The following is an 18,610-nucleotide window of genomic DNA, read 5'->3' on the forward strand; positions in this document are numbered from 1 at the left end:
TGTTAGGTTTATTTGTTGTGCAATTTTTTAAAATTTTTGAAATCAAGTTTAACCCATCGATTTATTTTTTGTTTCGAGAGTATTTTTTTCATATCAAGTTAACAAAACCAAAATATATTATCGTATGTGATTTTAAACATTTATTTTAGTTGACATAATTTTATTATGTATAACTATCCATATAATTTTATGTACTATCTAAGTTTTATTCAATTAATTTATCTGTTTTTAAATATTTTCACTAAAAATATCGCCATTCCCCCAAAAACTAATACTAAAAATATAAATATAGACATACTATGCAAGTTTCCTCCACCTATTGATTGAAATGTCATGTATGAGAAATATATCATAATCATCATTTTTAGGTATGTTTGCATATTTCTAAGATTTGTATATACTCTTTCCCGATTTTCCTCAGTTATTTGTACTCCTGTATTCCATATGTTTGGAAATCTCTCAAGTACAGACATCATTGTAAACAATAGTATCTGCACAACAATAAGTATCCATATCGAATTTTTAGATGAATATTTGTCTATTTCTCCAGCGATATTATAGTGCCCTGGAATCATATCTGGAATGTTTTTCCACGTTATTATTACGTATAACACTATCCCAACAACAGACAGTAGACTTATTAAGTTTGCTATTTTGCTAAAAGTTGTCTTTTTACCGTATAAACTCTCATCTACTACTCTCTTAATCATAAAAATCACCTTGCTTTAATTTCAATTAAAAAACTTAAAAAGTTATTCTCATCTGGTACCATAATGCTCCACCATGCTCAGAGCACGAAACTCCCTCATTCTCAAATCCAAATTTAGCGTAATAATGAAGCTTAGCTTCCTTGCAAGTAAGCACTAATCCTTTTTTACCTTCTTTTCTACAATCCTCTATTGCTCTTTCTAGTAACATGCCTGCACACCCTTTTCTTCTATACTCTGGTAAAGTTGCCACACCAAAAATCATCTGCCAATCTCCATTTTCATCGTGTAAAGACGCATCTGCAAACATCTCATCTACTAAATCCGTATCATTTGTAACCATTCCATTTACAAAACTTACAAGCTTATCCCCGTCGTATAAAAGCCAAAATCTATCTGCAAAATGGTTTAATCTCTTTTCAAAAGACTCCTCACTAGCTGCTTCAGCCTCTGGAAAACATGCAGCCTCAACATCTGCAATATCTCTTAAATCTTCTATAGTAGCTTTTCTAATAATCATAATAACATCCTCTCTCTAATTAATTTATTTCTTAAAATCAAATAATTTCAGTCTTTTAAATTTTTTAATATAATTTCTAAAAATCAAAAACTTTCTTTAAATAAATTATACCAAATTTAAAACATTCTTTCACAAAATATTTTCTAAAAATTCTTAAGATATTAGCATTATCAGGAAAAGATATTTTCAATGAAGATAAATAAATATAATATAACTTAAATCATTCTAAAAAACTATATATAATAAGCAAAAATCGCCTAAAATATTGAATTCATTTAAAAACCTAATTAACATAAATCATCTCATTGACAAGCTGAAATACCGAGGTATATACTGAAAATATAGAAAAGTGAATCAGATTCTCTTTTTATTCAATGCCTGCTTTATGAGCTAAATCTAGCAATATTTCTCTGGTTGTAACCTCATCAAAATACAAATTTTGATTAAGAATACTACCTGATGCATAAGCATTTATAATTGCATGAATAGTACTTGCATAAGTGCGTAATCTATCGTGGTCAACAGATGGATATTCACGTTCTAATAACATAACAAGCATGTCATTAAAACTGCCTGCATTGTTTGGAATATCATTTTTACTACTTGTAATCATGCGAGTTACGCTGGCATTGTAATAACATTTAAACATGGGATGTTCGTAGTATTCTTTATTACGCAAAAGAAGATAGTCAATCGACTCTTCTAAAGTAGTTGTTTTCATAGCTCCGTCTATGGATTCTTGAATATAATCTTGAAGAAATTCATTCCATAGTTCAATTAAAATATCTGATTTACTCTTATAATGACGGTAAAATGCACCAATAGAATATCCTGCCATTGTTACAATATCCTCGATACTTGTATTATCAAACCCTTTTTCAAGGAAAAGTGTTCTGGCAGAATTTAAAAACTGTTGATGAGTGCGTTCACTTTTTTTTGCTTGTAACATTATTGTTCAACCTTTCTTTTTAATTTATCGTTATTAAATTATAGCAAATGTGAAATTCTGATGCAAGAAGCTGCTTTTTGTGTACAATTAACAAAACTTATATAAATTTAAAAGCAAAATAATTGCATTAGGTAAAAGAAAAACAAACTTATAAAATCTAGGATTGCAACAGAAGGGAGTTTTAAGTGATGAGATGTAAAGGAAAAATAGCTTTAGTAACTGGATGTACTAATGGAATCGGTAAGGAAACTATGTATAAGTTATTAGAAGAAGGCGCAGATGTTTATATGCTTGTACGCCGAGTTGAATATGGTGAAGAACTTGCCAAAGAAACAGAAGGAAAATACCCTGGAAAAGTTAGAAAGGTTATTTACTTCCAGTGTAATAAACTAGAAACTATTGAAAGTGCTATTAAAACTGCTTATGAAGATGCAGGACGTATTGATATATTTATCAATAATGCTATTGGTGGTCCAACAATGGCTAAGGATAATACAACAGTTGTCGACACTAGCCATGAAACATGCATGGGAATAATGGAAGGAATACTTGGCGTAAGTGCTGAATGTTGTAGAGTTGTTATTCCTCTTATGATTAAAGGCGGTGGAGGATCAATTGTCAATGTATCCTCATCAACTTCTGTTCAGGCTGATGTATCTCGTACTTATTATGGAGTGGCAAAAGCAGCTTTAAATATGCTAACTCAACAGATTGCTGTTCAGTATGGAAGACAAGGTATTAGATGTAATGCTGTTCTTCCAGGATTTACAGTATCACAGGCAACAGAACGGGCACTTCCTGAAGAATTTAAAGAAGCGTGGTTAAAACACACATTAATTCGTCGTCTTGGTGAACCTAGAGATCAAGCTAATGCAATTGTATTCTTTGCTTCTGATGAATCTTCTTGGATTACAGGACAACTTATGGAAGTTTGTGGTGGTTACGGATTAGCAGCACCTATGTTTGGCGACATTGTAGAATAAGGGAGGAATTATCATGACAACAAAATATCCATTACTTTTATCACCAGGAAAAATTGGCTCAATTGAACTTAGAAACAAAACTGTTATGAGTGCAATGGGAATGAATCAATCAACAAATGGTTTTGTAAATGAAGCAGTAATTAATCATTACGCTGAACATGCAAAAGGTGACGTAGGATTAATTGTTGTAGAAGTAACTTGTGTAGATTCACCAGTTGGTCTAAACACTGCAAATATGTTAGTAATTGACGATGATAAGTTTATACCAGGAATGACTAAACTTGCTGATGCAATTCACAAAGAAGGCTCTAAGTGTGTTCTTCAGATTAGTCATACAGGACGTGGTGCACGTCGAGCAATCACAGGACATCAGCCAGTAGCTCCAAGTGCAGTTGCAATGCCTTACTCTTTTATGATGGGCTTAGAAAATGAAGAACCTAGAGAATTAACAATAGATGAAATTCATGAAATTGAAGAAAAATACGCTCAAGCTGCTCTTCGTGCGAAAAAAGCAGGATTTGATGGTGTAGAAATCCATAGTGTTGGATATTATCTTGGAGAACAATTCCTTTCTTCTACTGCTAATGTAAGAACTGACGAATACGGTGGCAATCCAGAAAATAGAGTTCGTTTCCATTTAAATATTATTAAAAGAATTCGTGAATTATGCGGAGATGATTTTACTATTATTGTAAAATATAGTGCTATGGAACGTGGTGAAGATGCTGGTATTACTATGGAAGATGGAATTTATTATGCAAAGAGATTCCAAGATGCTGGTGTTGATGCACTAGAAGTTCTAGCTGGAACATGGAAAAAAGAAGCTAGCATAGAAGATCTTCCTGATTCTGCATCTAACTATTGTCAGGCTGTTGGACTTTGCCAGGCTTTAAAATATGGTATCTTAAAAATGACTGGTAAACCTGCTACTATTGCTATGATTGGTGGTGGACGAGCACAGAATCCAGACATTGCAGAAAAAGCATTAGAAGATAAACAATGTGAATTTATTTTCCTTGGGCATTCATTATTAGCAGAACCAAATCTTGTTAATTTAATTATAGAAGACCGTCAAGATGAAATCCGTCCTTGTATAGGATGTGGAACTTGTGTTGACACTCAGTTACAAAGCGGTGGAACTTGTTGCTGTTCTGGAAATGCTGTCATTGGACAAGGAAGCAATGATTATACAATAACACCTGCTGAAGAAATCAAAAATGTAGTTGTAATTGGTGGTGGGGTTGCTGGTGTAGAAGCGGCTCGTATTGCAGCAAAAAGAGGACATAAAGTATCTCTTTACGAAAAAGATTATAAAATCGGTGGACAACTTTACTATGCTGTAAAACCTCCTCACAAACAAAACATGGAACCATTAATTCCATATCTAGAAAGACAGCTAGAAGTAACAGGTGTTGATGTTCATTTAAATACAGAAATTTCTGCAGAAGAAATAATAAATATGAGTCCAGACGCAGTAATATGCGCAACTGGTGTGCATCCTGCTAAACTTTCTATACCTGGTTTTGAACACGCTGTAAATGCAAAAGAAGTTCTTGACGGAAAAGAAGTCGGCGAAAAAATTGTAATTATCGGTGGTGGAAGTGTTGGAATTGAAACTGCTGAACTACTTGCTTCAATGGGTAAAAAAGTTACAATTATTGAAATGATGGATAAATTAGCAGATAAAATGGTAAATGTAACAAGAACAATAGTATTAGGACATCTACGCGAATACGGTGTTGATTTCAAAACTTCTTGCCTATGTCAAGAAATTAAAAATGACTCTGTAGTATGCAAAGAAAAAGATGGAACTATTGTCGAAATCCCTGCTAATGACGTTATAATTGCAATAGGAGATCGTCCAGAAACATCTCTATATGAAGAACTAAAAGGACGCATCTCAGAAGTTTATAACGTTGGAGACAGTGCAAGTGGCGGAACAATTGCTAAAGGTGTAAACCAGGCATACAACTGTGCATTGAATTTATAAATAAAAACGATAAATAAAAAGGATGTTTTTTATATATTAACGATTAAAAGAGGCTGTTGCAATTAATGCAATGGCCTTTTTAAGTGAGTAATCAAAATTATTTTGAAAGGTGTGTAAATAATTGATGCTAATCAACAAGGAAAAGAGATTGGTAGTGTAGTATATAATCAATTAGAACAGCTTTTTAAAGAGAATCTTACTAATAAAGTTAGAATTGATGTTGTGTATAATTATAATCATAACGCAGTTGATTTTTGGAAAAAACAAGGCTTTACCCCTTGTGAAAAAATACAACTAGAATGGAATGGATATAAAACTGATGCTATAAAAATGCTAAAATTTATTTGATGGTTATTAGTAAACTATTTCAATAGGTTTTCCTTCAAAATTTTCGAGCGTAAATAAAAACCGATAAAAAGGGAGGATGTATATGCAGATATACTCCTCTCTTTCTGAGTAGTAAATATATGGAAAGATAAAAAAAGACCATTTTCGTCAACAATCTGCAAGCGAAGGCAAAAAGCCGTAGCTGAAGCCTGTAGACGAAATGGTCTTTTTTATCTTTCCTCGTATTTACTTATCACTTATAATTTTCCCATCACTAATAGTCACTATTCTATCAGCAGTTTCCGCAATTTCCTGGTTATGAGTTATCATAACAAGTGTCCGCCCAAAATCATTAACAGTATCTCTAAGCACTTGCATAACTTCCTCAGTTGTCTTGCTATCAAGATTTCCAGTCGGCTCATCAGCAAATATAACTGATGGTCTATTAGAAAGTGCCCTAGCTATTGCAACCCTCTGCTGCTGTCCACCTGAAAGCTCATTTGGAAACTTCTTAACCTGTTCCTCAAGTCCCATACTTTTGATAATACTATCAATATATATTGGATCTTCCTTTGAGCCATCCAAAAGAATTGGCAACACAATATTATCATATACACTAAGCACAGGAATTAAGTTGAAACTCTGGAATATAAATCCAAATTCCTTTCTTCTTATCTTAGAAAGCTCGCTATCACTCAACTTGTATAAATCTTCATCCCCTAGAAAAACTTTCCCATCTGTAGGCTTATCAAGTCCAGCTATACAGTGAAGAAGTGTACTCTTTCCTGATCCAGATGTCCCTATTATCGCTGTAAATTTTCCATTTTCAATCTCTAAATCTATTCCGTCTACAGCTTTAACAAGGCTCTCATCTTTTCCGTAGTATTTTTTCAAACCTTCTATCTTTAACGTCTTTTTCATAAAATATCATCTCCTCTATATTCACCAAATTTCTTCGGCGAATAAAATTTATCTACCATTTATTTACGATTAGATTAACATTTTAAATATTTACCTTCAATACATACTGCTTAAACGGTATAAAAATCGGCACAAATGGTAATATCAAAGCTAAAATTAGATTATTTTATCAAAATTTAATCATCTAAATCCCTAATTCCATCTGCTATTTCCTTATTTGCAAATTCTCTATTTGCTAGAGAAACTGCAACCAAACAAGCTATAATTGTAGTTATTACAAATACAAGCGCTCCTCCAGTTGGAAATGTAAAGTCCATAAAATGCTCTATTCCAAAGTTTACATACGCATCGTTGTGCCATTTAACCATTTTCAAAAGACTTACAACAGCTATTGCTATTCCCACAATTGAGCTAAGTACACCATAAGTTAATGCTTCAAACCTATTCATTTTCTTCATACCTGAAACATCCATTCCAAGTGCTCTCATTGTGAATATCTCTTTTCTTCTAATTATTAAATTAGCTCTAACTGTGCAGAATATATTTAAAATAGATATAAGAACGATAAGAATTAAACTTATTATCGCTTCTTTTCTCATTTCTAACTCTGCCATCCTTTGCTCTTTTTCAAAATTAAATCTATTACTTATCCGCGCTGGTATATTATCTTCAACATAGTCTATGACCTTTTTATTTTCTGCATCAGTATTTGAATCTTTAAGGTTTATTCCTATTTTATTAAATGTTTCTTTTCCAAATATAGCTTTCATATTTCTATCAGATGTTATCAGCTCCACCCTAGATGGAAGTAGCTGATCTCCATAACCTAACCAGCTTTGAGATATAAGCGCACCTACTCTGATATTTATTGTCTTTCTCTCTATTTTATCTCCATTGTGATAATTTACATTTATTGGGATTATATCGCCAACCTTAAGCCCTTTTATAACCTCGTGATATGTATGCGTGTCTATAGGATCATAGAAATAATTTAAAACTGCAACATTTACATATCCATCTTTTGTATGTTTTATACTGTCAAGAGATCCATCTTTTATATAATCCTTCATTCTTTCGTCAATTGCATCATTAGTGTAAAATCTCATGTGACTTAAAAGGTCTATGTTATCTGTTTCCTTTATTCCGTAGTATTTTAAAGCTCTCTTATTTGCACTTTCCTTTTTAAGCTGCACATTTGCCTCTCCGTCAAATCTTGCATTTATAGATTCTACCTCATTCATTCCATTCAAACTTTCGACATATTTCTTATCAATTCCAAAAGTATCTATATCATTACTTACTCCAGGAGTTGCTTCTATATCGTATTTATAATATATATCAGTTATATTATTGTCTATTTCTCCCATCATAGATGTGAATGTGTTCATTATCATATATCCGCCAAGTGCTATTGAGATAACAGAAATCAATGTTCTGCTTTTTTTAAGAGTTAGATTTCTCATTCCCATGTATCCATATATTCCAAATACTTTCTGTAAAAATCTACCAAATACACCCTGTTTTTCTCTTCTCTTATGTGTTGAAATATCTCTAACTGCATTTAAGCTAGATACTCTTCCTATTTTTATAATCGGCGGAATAGTTGCTATTACTACAGAAATCAGAGATACAACTACTGTCTGAACTAGTATTCCACTTTCTATGTATAGCTTAGGTTTTATTTTAAGTGCCGTTAAACTAGAATCCTTAAACACCATTAATCCAACTTTTGAAAATACTATTCCAGCTAATATACCAAGAATTGTACCTATTACTGCAATTATCGCTGATTGGTATATTATCATCATTCTAACCTTGTTCTTAGTAGCTCCAACTAGTCTAAGTAGGCTAACTTCTCTTATAATTTCTCCCCACATTATGTTAAATATATTAAATATAAGAAGTATTACAGTTAATATTATAATCATATTATTTTTGTCGTACATATTTTCAAGTGAAAACTGTATATTTGAAAGTTCACTTATATAATTGCTGTTTGGATATAATGTAGGTCTTCCTATTCCATTTCTCATAGCAACTTGTTCTACTTTGTTTCCAACTGCTATACTTTCTCTAAATGACTTAGCTTTATCAGTTTTAAATTTTACTATAGAATCGTAAGTGACAGCCTCATCTGGAATTATTCTCTGATTTTTTGTAAATGAAATTCCCTGTAATTCATCGCTGCCATTTCCATAAGTGTACGCTATCCGTCGGCTCATCTCTGCACCTACTTCAACAGCTCCTCTTATATTGTCCTCGTATTTTCTTTTTACAATTCCTACAACCTTGAATTTTTTCTTCTCTGTGAATAACTGCTCTTTCCCATTTTTATCTGTATATTCTTTTTTAAGAGTTACAGTTATTTCTTTTCCAAGCTTGTCCTTTATTCCAAAAATTTTTGCTGCTTCCTCGTCTAATACAATCTCGTTGTTGTTTCTGGCTTTTCTTCCAACAAGCTCCTGAGATTTCATAGAGAAGTATTCTGGTGCTGAGACATATTTTCCTTCAAAAGACTTTAGCTCTGTCTTTAGACCATTATCTGTTACTATCTCACCTAAGTTTTGAACATCGTCTATTGTTGCAATATCTTTATCTCCCATTAGTTTATTCAACTGATCTAAAGTTATTCCAACGTATTCTGTGTGATAGCTTCCATATACTTTTTTCAGAGCATTTGCCTTGTTCATACTCTGAGAAATTCTCACTGTGTTTAGTCCAAATATCAAAGCAATCGCAGCAATTACCCCTAAAAACATCATCACAGTTCTGTTCTTGTTTTTAGTAAGGTATTTGATTGATAGTTTAGAGTATATATTTTTCATGTTCTCACCTCTTTTTTCTTGTGTATACGGCGTAAATTATTTCAACTACAGCCAATATTGCCAGTATTACAATAATTATTTTTCCTTTATTGCACAATTTTTCTGAATCAATGCTTATTTTTGAAAGTTTATTTATGTAGTTACTATTTGGATATATTTTATTTTTTCCTATTTTGCTTCTAGCACCTACCTGCTCAACTTTCTTTTCAAGATTTACATTTGAGCCAACATGATTTTCTTTTCCTGTTTTAAATCTTAATATCACATCGTATGTAACAGCTTCATCTGGAATTATCTCTTGTCCCTTGTTCCAGATAAGACCTTGCACGTTTTCATTACCATTTCCGTAAGTGTAAGCTATCCGTCGATTTGTATTAGACTTGATTTTTACATCATCTTTTATGCTCTCCTCGTATCTTTTCTTTACAAATCCGACAACTTTGAATTTCTTATCCTCTTTAAAAGTTTTCTTTTCTCCATCTTTATCTGTGTATTCTTTTTCAAGAGTTACATTGATTTCTTTTCCAAGTTCGTTTCCTACGCCAAAAATCTTTGCTGCTTCTTCATCTAGTACAATCTCGTTGTTGTTTCTAGCCTGTTTCCCAACAAGTTTTTGAGATTTCATAGCAAAATACTGTGTAGTTGCGTAGTATCTTCCTTCAAATGACTTTAATTCAACTTTTGAGCCATTATTTGTATTAATTTCTCCCAAGTTTTGAACGTTGTCTATTCTTTCAATATCCTTTTCTTTGAAAAGACTCAAAATCTGTTCCTCAGTTATACCAACATATTCTGTGTGGTAGCTTCCGTATGCCTTTTGTATTTCATTCGCTTCAGTTTTGCTCTTTGAAATTTTTACCGCATCTACTCCAAGTATTAGTGCAACCGCTATTAAAGCAAATATAAATACCATAAACATTTTATTTTTGGTAAGGTTTTTTAAGTTTGTATTTTTCATATTCTCACCTCTTTTTTAGAAAATTTTTTATAATTTATTTGTGTGATTGATTAATTAAATAATATCACTTTATTTTTTCTATATTCTAAATTTGGTCTGAACGGTATAAAAATGTGCGTGAATGGTATGAAAATGGATAAAATTAAAATTTATACGTTAATTTCTCTCAGGGATTGAAGTCATAGACAAACTCCTCTCCAGGCAATCAAGTTGCATTGTCGAGTTCGTTTTGTCTATGACCTTCAATCTACCAAGTTAGATATTATCCCTATAAATTTTGATTTATACCATTCTCTAACAACATACTAAATTCATAAAAGATTATAATAAGAAAAGGACTGTTGCAATTTATGCAACAGTCCCTCCATTTCCATTAATTTAAAGGTATTAATATTTTTATCATAAATTTATCATCATCATAGTCTATCACAACATCTCCATCATAAGCTTTTGCAGATGTTTCAATGCTTCTAATTCCAATTCCATGGACAAAGTTATCCTTTTTCTCTGTAATAAATCTACTTCCTGCTCTTTTTATCTTATTTGTTTTACTGTTTTCACAGTATATTACATAGTACCGTTTTATCTTATACGCCTCAAGTTTAATATATTTCTCTCCATTCTCAATCTTTTTGCAAGCTTCAATCGCATTATTTAGCACATTTGAGAAAATATTAGATATATCTGCGTTCTTCATGAAGCTCAAATCCTTAGAGTTTACATTGGTTTCAAAATTTATACCTTCTTTGATACAAACTTTTTTCTTTTCGTTCAAAATTATATCTACTATAGCATTTCCGGTACTTTTTACATCGTTGCTGTTATTTAATTGATCCTTCAACTCGTCTATATACTGCCTTGATTCTTCGCTATTTTGATTGAGATTACTTATATTTTCAAGGTGATTTTTCATATCGTGGTACAATTTTCTCACCTGCATCTGAGACTCTTCAAGGCTAGAATAGTATTCTTCTTGAAGTTTTATTTTGCTATTCATCAAATCTTTCTTTGCTCTTTCATCATTTTCCTTTTTAATCATAATAACTAGGTATATTGTCATTATTAGATTTAAGAAAATTAAATCCGGAAGTACCTGTATTTGTAGTAGATACCTTTCTGATGTTAATAAATCCCTATATATAAAGCCTATTTTACCTATAGAAATTATGTTTAGAAACTCTAAAACAAATAATATTATTACGTTCATCAGTAGTATATTTATTCCATATACATATACTCTGTTATTGTTTACCAATTTTTTTATAATCTTTACAATTCCAAGCATTAGTAGAAATACAAGAAAAGCGATTAATATAACAGAAAAATCAAACCAGTTCCATTCTTGTAAGCTCAATTTTGTAACCATGTCTGAAGAAAGAGAGTCCTTTTTCCAAATTATAAATAGTATTCTTGGAATTACCACATCGCATATTAGTGAAAGGTATTTTGTAGTCATTATGAATAAGAAGGCTGATTTTATGCAACTTATATTGTATTCTTTCTTATATACTTTTGCTAAAAGTAGTAAAAATGGTATGTTGAACATCCACCTTACTACAATATATCCCTTAATTTCACCCATTGAAAGAAATCTTATCAAGAAATCTCTAAATACCATTTTTCTATACGGTATAAATCCACTTCCTGTATATATTTCCCATATTCTGATTTCCCTTACTAGTATGTATGTAATAGCTATCATAAAAAGCTGCACAGTTATATTTCTTTTTTTAGATATTTGCGCATCTCTTTTGTACTCGACTACAGTGTTAAATACAAAAAATACATTAACTACACTAAATAGATATATAAATTCTCTAAATATTTTTCCCACTAATTACCACCGCCTAAGCGCCAGAAAAACTTTTCTTTAAGATCCTTGTACTTAGTTCTTCCAATTGGTATGTCTTCACCATTGTCTAAAACAGCCGTATATCCTTTGATTTTATTTATATAATCAAGGTTTACAATGAAGCTTTTTTGACAGTGATAAAACATATTTGAGTCTAATTCATTTTTTATTTCAGATAGTGTCTGCCTTGTTTCGCTATTGCCCTTTTCTGAATGTATGATTACTTTTCTGTTTAAAACTTCAATATAAAGTATATCTCGCTGATATATTTTCTTAATCCCATCATCAGATTTTACAACTAAATACTTTCCTTTACTATCCTCTACATCTTTGATACACGATTTTAAATGCTTTGCTACTATCTCCTCGTCCACTGGCTTTAATAGATACCTATACGCTCTCACTTCATAGCCATCAGATATATAATCAACCAAAGATGTTATAAAAATTATCTCCATATTTTTATCGTTTTCTCTTATTTTTCTAGCGGTATCCATTCCATTTATATCGCCCATAAGTATATCCAAAAAGAGTATATCTATCTCACCAACATTCTCTTCAAGCAACTCTTCTCCAGAGGAAAATTCCTTTATTCTATAATCTCTATCGTTGTCAAACATAGTCTTTTCAACTACACTTTTTATTTTTTCCCTTATTTCTTTTTCGTCATCGCAAATTCCTATCGTAAGCATAAAATCCTCCTTCCTCCTTTCGATTTAAAGAATTCTATTATTACATTATCAGAAATTTTTCTATTTGCAAAGATATCTTCTCTTTCCTACGCTTTTCTTTCCGTATTCGATGGCTTCAACAGGACAATTACAGATACAAGCCATACAATGTGTGCAATTACTTCCCCAAGCTGGCTTATTTTCTACTAATTTTATATTGTTTAGCATACAAAGTTCCTCGCATTTTCCACAACCTATACAATTATCTTTAGCATAGAATTTATCTGCTTTTACAAATTTTTTATAGAATATATTGTTTACAAATCCGCTCTTTGCTTTGTCAAATGCTCTTAGCTTTCTTTCTTCAAATTTCTTACATTCTTTTATCTCATCGGCTGCTTTTTCTATAATAGGATCAGCTTTTTCTATTATTTGAGCAGACTCTTCTTCACTTGGAACTGGGAACATCGCTATGTAGTTTTCAGGCATTATAATTTCTTTGATACCCATAAATTCAAAACTTTTTTCTTTACATAATATTGATATTGTTTCTTCTGCGTTTCCTATATCGCTTCCACAGTTCATAACAAAGTATGCTTTTTTACTTCCATCAAAGTTTGATTTTCTTATAAATTCATCAAATACCCTCGGAATTCTCCAACCATAAGTTGGACAGACAAATACAAATGGTTTTTCTGAGTTAAGAGTGGGATTTTCGTTGTTTTTTATGTATTTTGTAGAATCTATTATTCCATCTTCTGTTATTTTTGCTATTTTTTCTGCTATGTATTTGCTATTTCCAGTACCTGTAAAGTATACTATCATTTCTGTTCCCCCTTTAGTTATAAATATGGTGCTGCCAAAGAATGTGTAAAACACTCTTAAAACAGCACCACTTTTACTATTTTATATTAAATTTTTTCATCTATTCTTTATAAGATTTCTTATTTATCTTCGTAAGCTATTCTTCCGTTGCAGATAGTGTATTTTACTTTACCTGTCATTTCCATTCCTGTAAATGGAGTGTTTTCTGCTTTTGAAGCGTAGTCACCTGCTACCCATTTTTCATTAGGATCAAATATTACTATATCTGCTGGTTTTCCTTCTGATATGTTTGCAGTATCTAAGTTGTATAATTCTGCTGGTTTTACAGACATTTTTTCCATTAACTGAAGGTATGTAAGATGTCCCGCATTTACTAAAGACATTATTCCTAGTGCTAGAGAAGTTTCTAGTCCTATTATTCCACTTGGGCAATTCTGGAATTCTCCTGTTTTTTCCTCAGTTGTGTGAGGTGCGTGGTCTGTAGCTATTATTTCTATTGTGTTGTCTTTTAAACCTTCTATTATTTTATCTCTATCCCAAGCTGTTCTTAGAGGTGGGTTCATTTTTGCAAATGTTTTGTGCTCTCTAACAGCGTCTTCTGTCAATGTGAAGTGGTGTGGAGATGCTTCTGCGTACACTCTTGCACCATGCTGTTTTGCAAATCTAACCATATCTACAGAATTTCCTGAGCTTATATGCTGTATATCAACTTTAGCTCCTGTTTTCATAGCCATCATACAATCTCTTGCAACCATTACGTCTTCTGCTACGTTTGGAGCACCTACAAGTCCTAATTCTTTTGCAACCTCTCCTGCGTTTACACCAGGGTTTCCTATTAATGAAGGATCTTCTTCGTGGAAGCTTAGTGGCACATCTAATTCTTTTGCCATTTCCATAGCTTTCATTACAAGAGCTGTGTCGTTTATTGGAAGTCCATCATCTGTAAATCCTAGTGCTCCAGCTTCTTTAAGAGTTTTCATATCTACTAATTCTTTTCCTAAAAATCCTTTTGTTATTGCAGCAGCCTGAACTATGTTTATTGGAACTAATTCTGCTTTGTTCTGCACATAGTTTAATACTTCAACGCTATCTACAACAGGTTTAGTATTTGCCATACATACAACTGTAGTAAATCCACCTTTTGCTGCTGATGCAGAACCTGTTAATAAGTCTTCTTTATGCTCAAATCCTGGATCTCTAAAGTGAACGTGAACATCTATAAGTCCTGGAGCAACTATTTTTCCAGCTGCATCTATTACTTTTTCAAATCCATTCTCTTCAATTCCTTTTTCTACTTTTAATATCTTTCCATTTTCTATTGCGACATCCATTACTTCATCTGTGTTTGTCGCTGGGTTTACAAGTCTACCATTTTTTATAAGTATCATCAAACCAATCCTTTCTGATTTAAAATTATCGCCAATATTATATAATTTTTATTTCAACTTCTACTTTCATTTTAAGTGTCCATTGTTAATTACAATTATACACTATTTTCGTTGACTTTCTAGTAAAAATAAGATAAACTTATATTTAGCTTTTGAAAGTTTTTTCAAAGGCTTTTTTAATGTGATTTATATTTATTTTATTAATGTCTTAGGAGGGATTATTTTTGAGTAATAACACGAATGAAAAATCCATAACAACTGCTGGATTTTTTAAATTTTTCATTCCGTCGCTATTTGGTATGATTCTTTTCATAATACCACTGCCATACGGAAGCATGTTCCCTATTGAAGGTCTTTCATCGGTAAATATAGGGATAGGATTTTTAGCTGAACTTATAAAAATTTTACTTGCCGATTATATGAACTACATCGCACTTGTAGTAATTATAGCGTCTGCAATATTCTCAATTATGAGTAAATTTATAAAAATCAAGAATGATTTTTTAAGAACTGTTCTTGAAGTTTCACCATTCTGGTTAACATTTAGAATACTTGGTGCAATATTTATATTTATGACTATATTTAAGGTAGGTCCAGAATTTATTCATTCTGATGTGACAGGAGGTACTATGATTGGTGTGCTTCCAAGCTTACTTGCTATATTCTTAGTGTCAGGTTTCCTACTTCCTTTAGTTGTAGACTTTGGGTTAATGGATTTATTTGGTACTTTAATATCTAAATTTATGTATAAGCTATTCAAAGTTCCTGGAAGATCTGCAATAGATGCAATATCTTCTTGGCTTGGAGATGGTACACTTGGAATTATGATAACTGATACTCAGTACAAACAGGGATTCTACACTGCTAAAGAAGCGTCAATAATAGCAGTTTGTTTCTCACTTGTTTCACTTCCATTCTCTACAGTAATAGCTGACCAGCTTGGATTTATGGATATATTTGTTCCATTCTACGGTACAGTTTGTTTAGCTTCATTAGCTTGTGCACTTATAATGCCTAGAATATATCCTCTTAGCAAGTTTAAGGATACTACTTATATGGGTGTTGAACATCTTAAAGAAGAAGTTATTCCTAAGGGAGAAAATGTTTTTGCATTCGGTCTTAAAAAAGCAGTTGAAAGAGCTGAAACTTCTCCTTCTTTTGGAGATATAATATTAAACGGATGTAAGACTGTTATAGATATGTACTTTGGATTACTTCCACTTGTTATGGCTTGGGGTACTCTAGCGCTTATCGTTGCTGAATACACTCCATTTTTTACAATAATATCTTATCCAATAGTATTTATACTTAAATTATTAGCTATACCAAATGCAGTAGAAGCTGCTCCGGCAGTTTTAGTAGGATTTACAGATATGTTCCTACCTTCTATAATGGTATCAGTTGATGGAATAGCTGAGGTTACTAAGTTTATAATCGGTGTTTTATCAATATCTCAGCTGATATATTTAACAGAAACAGGTGCAGTTGTTCTTAAATCAGATATACCATTAAATCTAAAAGATTTACTTGTAGTATTCTTGGTTAGAACAGCGATAAGTTTACCTATAATAACATTAGTAGCGAAATTTGTAATCTTCGCATAAATAAACAGGACAAGAGTATAACTGCTCTTTGCTCCAGGCTTCAGCGCCCCCACCCCGTTAGAGTAACACATTTAGCGGTTGTGGGGCGCTTGCAGTATTGTAGTCTAAATCAAAATTTGCCAACCCTTTGTTACTATGCTAAGCATATGAGATATAGACAAACTCCTCTCCAGCTTCGATGCGTGATTAAGAAATAATTTTGTTGCAACTAAAATACGCGTCTCCAGATTGTCGAAAGAGTTTTGTCTATATAACTCATATGCTACATAATATCAATAGCTTTGCCAAATTTTGATTTAAGCTGATTTTACACAAATAAATTATATATGTCTTTTTGACTATCTTTTTATATCTTCTTAAATGTCCGCAAAGCCTTATTTTATCGGCTCTACGGGCATTTTGCTTTTGTGGTAAACCTCACATATCTAGGTCTATCTCCTTATATTTTCGCTATCAAACGTGGTTAAAATCGTGGTAAATACTTCTATGCAATTAGACGCTGAACCTCTGATTTTGCGGTATCTATGGACGCATGAGCGTACCAGTTCATTGTGATACTGATATTTGAATGCCCCATGATATACTGTAAATCTTTCGGGTTCATGTTCTTGCTCGCTAGTCTTGTGCAGAACGTATGGCGTAGCGTATGCGGTGTGATATGTGGCAAGGGATTGTCCTTATGGTGCTTGTTGTATTTCTTTACCATACGGACAAATAAGGCGTTATAATCAATGGCAACTTTGGGCTTGCCTTTCTGATTGACAAATAGAAAGTTGCCCCGTCCGTCTATCACAAATGGTTCTGCCTTTGGGCGTTTCTTCATCACTCGTTGAAATGCTTGTATCGTTTCTTTGCTTAATGGCACTTGCCTTGTTCCACTCTTTGTCTTAGGCGTTTCAATATAATAGCCCTGTTCCTTGCTCTTTAATAACTGGTGGTCGATAACCACAACCTCATTCTTGAAATCAATATTGGCTACTGTCAGTCCGCACAGTTCCGAGATACGAAGTCCTGTTTTTAACAGTATCAGCACATCATCATAATACTTGTGATACACGTTGTCCGTCTTGATGAATGAGAGTAGGGCTTGTTCCTGTTCCTCTGTCAATGCGACTTTCTCTTTGGTATCATTTTCTATAACTTCACTTAACTTGAAATCAAAAGGATTTTTCCTTACACAATCGTCTTGTATGGCGATATAGAATGACGCTTTTAACGAGCGTTTATGGTTGTTAATGGTATTATAGGAAAAGCCTTTGTCTTTCATGCGTAACGCACATTCCTTAGCGTCAGAGGGTTTTATCGTATCAATGCTCATAGCACCCAACTTGTCCTCTTTCAATAACCGCATGAGCTGTTCCCGTTGTTTCTGTGTGCTTTTCTTCACGTTTGCTCTCTGTGCGTTCTGTTTGGCGTAGAGTTGGCAAAGCGTCATTTTCTTGCCTGTGCTGTCGATACCGTCCTCAATATCCCGTCTTATCTGCTGTTCCAGTTCACGAAGTGAGGGTTTTTCCCGTTTTCCCTTTGGTGTCGGGTCTGTGGGTGTCAATCTCCAAGCATACACATATTTTGTGTTTCCAAATGCGTCCACATATTTATATAAGTATTTTCCGTCTGTTCGTTGGCTCTCTCCAGTATGCAGGATACGTCCTTTGCTATCCCGTCTTTTTTCTTTCATGGTGTCTGCTCCTTTCCTTGTTGGAAAGAGCCTTGATATGACTTGTGTTCATCATAACACATACAAGGCTCATTTGCATTAGATTGCGTCCAATTTGTCAATGACTTGTTCAAACTGTCGGCGTTTAATCTGTATGCGGTTGCCATTCATAATGAGCCAGCCAGCGTCCTTGTTTTCCTCTGCCAATCGTCTTAACTTGTTTTCTCCGATACGGAAATACTTTGACGCTTCTTCAATGGTAAGGGTGTATTTTTCCCATACGGGAATATCGTTGTTATTCATCAGATACCCCCTTTCCCATGTTTTCGCTCTGTTAACTTATTTAGTATTGAATCTCGACCCCGGTAGGGTTTACAATGATTTCACCCAAAAACACATTCCCCCTACGGAAAGGAGTCGAGAAAATTGAAAC

16 protein-coding genes are annotated in these 18,610 nt (G+C 32.8%); 4 read left to right on the top strand and 12 right to left on the bottom strand.

From position 1 onward, the window contains the following. Window positions 1-218: 218 nt before the first annotated feature. The 3 genes from ACK2WN_RS10350 to ACK2WN_RS10360 form a co-directional block, all read right to left on the bottom strand. The gene (locus ACK2WN_RS10350) at window positions 219-710 is read right to left on the bottom strand and encodes a DUF1648 domain-containing protein (protein WP_416155514.1); all 492 of its coding nucleotides are present in this window, start codon (window positions 708-710) and stop codon (window positions 219-221) included. A gap of 34 nt (window positions 711-744) precedes the next feature. Then, window positions 745-1,227 (bottom strand): GNAT family N-acetyltransferase, encoded by a 483-nt coding sequence (locus ACK2WN_RS10355; RefSeq protein WP_300531649.1) that lies wholly within the window; start codon window positions 1,225-1,227, stop codon window positions 745-747. A 367-nt stretch (window positions 1,228-1,594) separates the two neighbouring features. Further along, window positions 1,595-2,176 carry a TetR/AcrR family transcriptional regulator gene (locus ACK2WN_RS10360; RefSeq protein ID WP_416155515.1) on the bottom strand — a complete coding sequence of 194 codons (582 nt, stop codon included), beginning with the start codon at window positions 2,174-2,176 and terminating at the stop codon, window positions 1,595-1,597. A gap of 188 nt (window positions 2,177-2,364) precedes the next feature. Here ACK2WN_RS10360 and ACK2WN_RS10365 point away from each other — a divergent pair, with 188 nt between their 5' ends. The 3 genes from ACK2WN_RS10365 (at window position 2,365) to ACK2WN_RS10375 (ending at window position 5,497) form a co-directional block, all read left to right on the top strand. Then, window positions 2,365-3,159, top strand: coding sequence for an SDR family NAD(P)-dependent oxidoreductase (locus tag ACK2WN_RS10365; protein ID WP_006440290.1), 795 nt, complete (start codon window positions 2,365-2,367; stop codon window positions 3,157-3,159). A 13-nt stretch (window positions 3,160-3,172) separates the two neighbouring features. Beyond that, complete coding sequence (locus ACK2WN_RS10370; RefSeq protein ID WP_416155516.1) at window positions 3,173-5,149, top strand: FAD-dependent oxidoreductase; 1,977 nt, start codon at window positions 3,173-3,175, stop codon at window positions 5,147-5,149. Window positions 5,150-5,269: 120 nt separating this feature from the next. Then, window positions 5,270-5,497, top strand: a complete 228-nt coding sequence (locus ACK2WN_RS10375) for a GNAT family N-acetyltransferase (protein ID WP_416155524.1) — start codon at window positions 5,270-5,272, stop codon at window positions 5,495-5,497. Window positions 5,498-5,722: 225 nt separating this feature from the next. Here the strand turns inward: ACK2WN_RS10375 and ACK2WN_RS10380 are convergent, their stop codons facing one another. From ACK2WN_RS10380 to ACK2WN_RS10410, 7 genes are all read right to left on the bottom strand, one after another. After that, complete coding sequence (locus tag ACK2WN_RS10380) at window positions 5,723-6,397, bottom strand: ABC transporter ATP-binding protein (protein ID WP_006440285.1); 675 nt, start codon at window positions 6,395-6,397, stop codon at window positions 5,723-5,725. A gap of 176 nt (window positions 6,398-6,573) precedes the next feature. Next, the gene (locus ACK2WN_RS10385; RefSeq protein WP_416155517.1) at window positions 6,574-9,222 is read right to left on the bottom strand and encodes an FtsX-like permease family protein; all 2,649 of its coding nucleotides are present in this window, start codon (window positions 9,220-9,222) and stop codon (window positions 6,574-6,576) included. 4 nt (window positions 9,223-9,226) lie between these two features. Then, complete coding sequence (locus ACK2WN_RS10390) at window positions 9,227-10,180, bottom strand: hypothetical protein (RefSeq protein ID WP_416155518.1); 954 nt, start codon at window positions 10,178-10,180, stop codon at window positions 9,227-9,229. A 373-nt stretch (window positions 10,181-10,553) separates the two neighbouring features. Then, window positions 10,554-12,014, bottom strand: a complete 1,461-nt coding sequence (locus tag ACK2WN_RS10395) for a GHKL domain-containing protein (RefSeq protein ID WP_416155519.1) — start codon at window positions 12,012-12,014, stop codon at window positions 10,554-10,556. Beyond that, the gene (locus tag ACK2WN_RS10400; protein ID WP_416155520.1) at window positions 12,014-12,724 is read right to left on the bottom strand and encodes a LytR/AlgR family response regulator transcription factor; all 711 of its coding nucleotides are present in this window, start codon (window positions 12,722-12,724) and stop codon (window positions 12,014-12,016) included. The genes ACK2WN_RS10395 and ACK2WN_RS10400 overlap by 1 nt, the downstream gene beginning before the upstream one ends. A 60-nt stretch (window positions 12,725-12,784) precedes the next feature. Further along, window positions 12,785-13,528 (bottom strand): EFR1 family ferrodoxin, encoded by a 744-nt coding sequence (locus ACK2WN_RS10405; protein WP_416155521.1) that lies wholly within the window; start codon window positions 13,526-13,528, stop codon window positions 12,785-12,787. Window positions 13,529-13,647: 119 nt separating this feature from the next. Continuing rightward, window positions 13,648-14,916: a dihydroorotase gene (locus ACK2WN_RS10410; RefSeq protein ID WP_416155522.1), complete on the bottom strand. Its 1,269-nt coding sequence runs from the start codon at window positions 14,914-14,916 to the stop codon at window positions 13,648-13,650. A 224-nt stretch (window positions 14,917-15,140) separates the two neighbouring features. Here ACK2WN_RS10410 and ACK2WN_RS10415 point away from each other — a divergent pair, with 224 nt between their 5' ends. Continuing rightward, on the top strand, window positions 15,141-16,520 hold the full coding sequence (locus tag ACK2WN_RS10415; protein ID WP_330000085.1) for a YjiH family protein: 1,380 nt from the start codon (window positions 15,141-15,143) through the stop codon (window positions 16,518-16,520). Between the two features lie 484 nt (window positions 16,521-17,004). Here ACK2WN_RS10415 and ACK2WN_RS10420 read toward each other — a convergent pair whose 3' ends face one another. Next, a complete protein-coding gene (locus tag ACK2WN_RS10420) occupies window positions 17,005-18,198 on the bottom strand; it encodes a tyrosine-type recombinase/integrase (RefSeq protein ID WP_416155523.1) in 1,194 nt (397 codons plus the stop codon). Between the two features lie 78 nt (window positions 18,199-18,276). Continuing rightward, a complete protein-coding gene (locus ACK2WN_RS10425) occupies window positions 18,277-18,480 on the bottom strand; it encodes an excisionase (RefSeq protein ID WP_002607397.1) in 204 nt (67 codons plus the stop codon). Window positions 18,481-18,610: the final 130 nt, after the last annotated feature.

The sequence above is a fragment of the Peptacetobacter sp. AB800 genome (assembly GCF_047807365.1).
Classification (GTDB): Bacteria; Bacillota; Clostridia; order Peptostreptococcales; family Peptostreptococcaceae; genus Peptacetobacter.

Bases quoted from the DNA above. Each gene is read 5' to 3' on its own strand.
- ACK2WN_RS10350 (WP_416155514.1), bottom strand. From the start codon at position 710: ATGATTAAGAGAGTAGTAGATGAGAGTTTATACGGTAAAAAGACAACT.
- ACK2WN_RS10400 (WP_416155520.1), bottom strand. From the start codon at position 12,724: ATGCTTACGATAGGAATTTGCGATGACGAAAAAGAAATAAGGGAAAAA.
- ACK2WN_RS10410 (WP_416155522.1), bottom strand. From the start codon at position 14,916: ATGATACTTATAAAAAATGGTAGACTTGTAAACCCAGCGACAAACACA.
- ACK2WN_RS10425 (WP_002607397.1), bottom strand. From the start codon at position 18,480: ATGAATAACAACGATATTCCCGTATGGGAAAAATACACCCTTACCATT.
- ACK2WN_RS10385 (WP_416155517.1), bottom strand. From the start codon at position 9,222: ATGAAAAATATATACTCTAAACTATCAATCAAATACCTTACTAAAAAC.
- ACK2WN_RS10360 (WP_416155515.1), bottom strand. From the start codon at position 2,176: ATGTTACAAGCAAAAAAAAGTGAACGCACTCATCAACAGTTTTTAAAT.
- ACK2WN_RS10390 (WP_416155518.1), bottom strand. From the start codon at position 10,180: ATGAAAAATACAAACTTAAAAAACCTTACCAAAAATAAAATGTTTATG.
- ACK2WN_RS10355 (WP_300531649.1), bottom strand. From the start codon at position 1,227: ATGATTATTAGAAAAGCTACTATAGAAGATTTAAGAGATATTGCAGAT.
- ACK2WN_RS10380 (WP_006440285.1), bottom strand. From the start codon at position 6,397: ATGAAAAAGACGTTAAAGATAGAAGGTTTGAAAAAATACTACGGAAAA.
- ACK2WN_RS10405 (WP_416155521.1), bottom strand. From the start codon at position 13,528: ATGATAGTATACTTTACAGGTACTGGAAATAGCAAATACATAGCAGAA.
- ACK2WN_RS10420 (WP_416155523.1), bottom strand. From the start codon at position 18,198: ATGAAAGAAAAAAGACGGGATAGCAAAGGACGTATCCTGCATACTGGA.
- ACK2WN_RS10370 (WP_416155516.1), top strand. From the start codon at position 3,173: ATGACAACAAAATATCCATTACTTTTATCACCAGGAAAAATTGGCTCA.
- ACK2WN_RS10365 (WP_006440290.1), top strand. From the start codon at position 2,365: ATGAGATGTAAAGGAAAAATAGCTTTAGTAACTGGATGTACTAATGGA.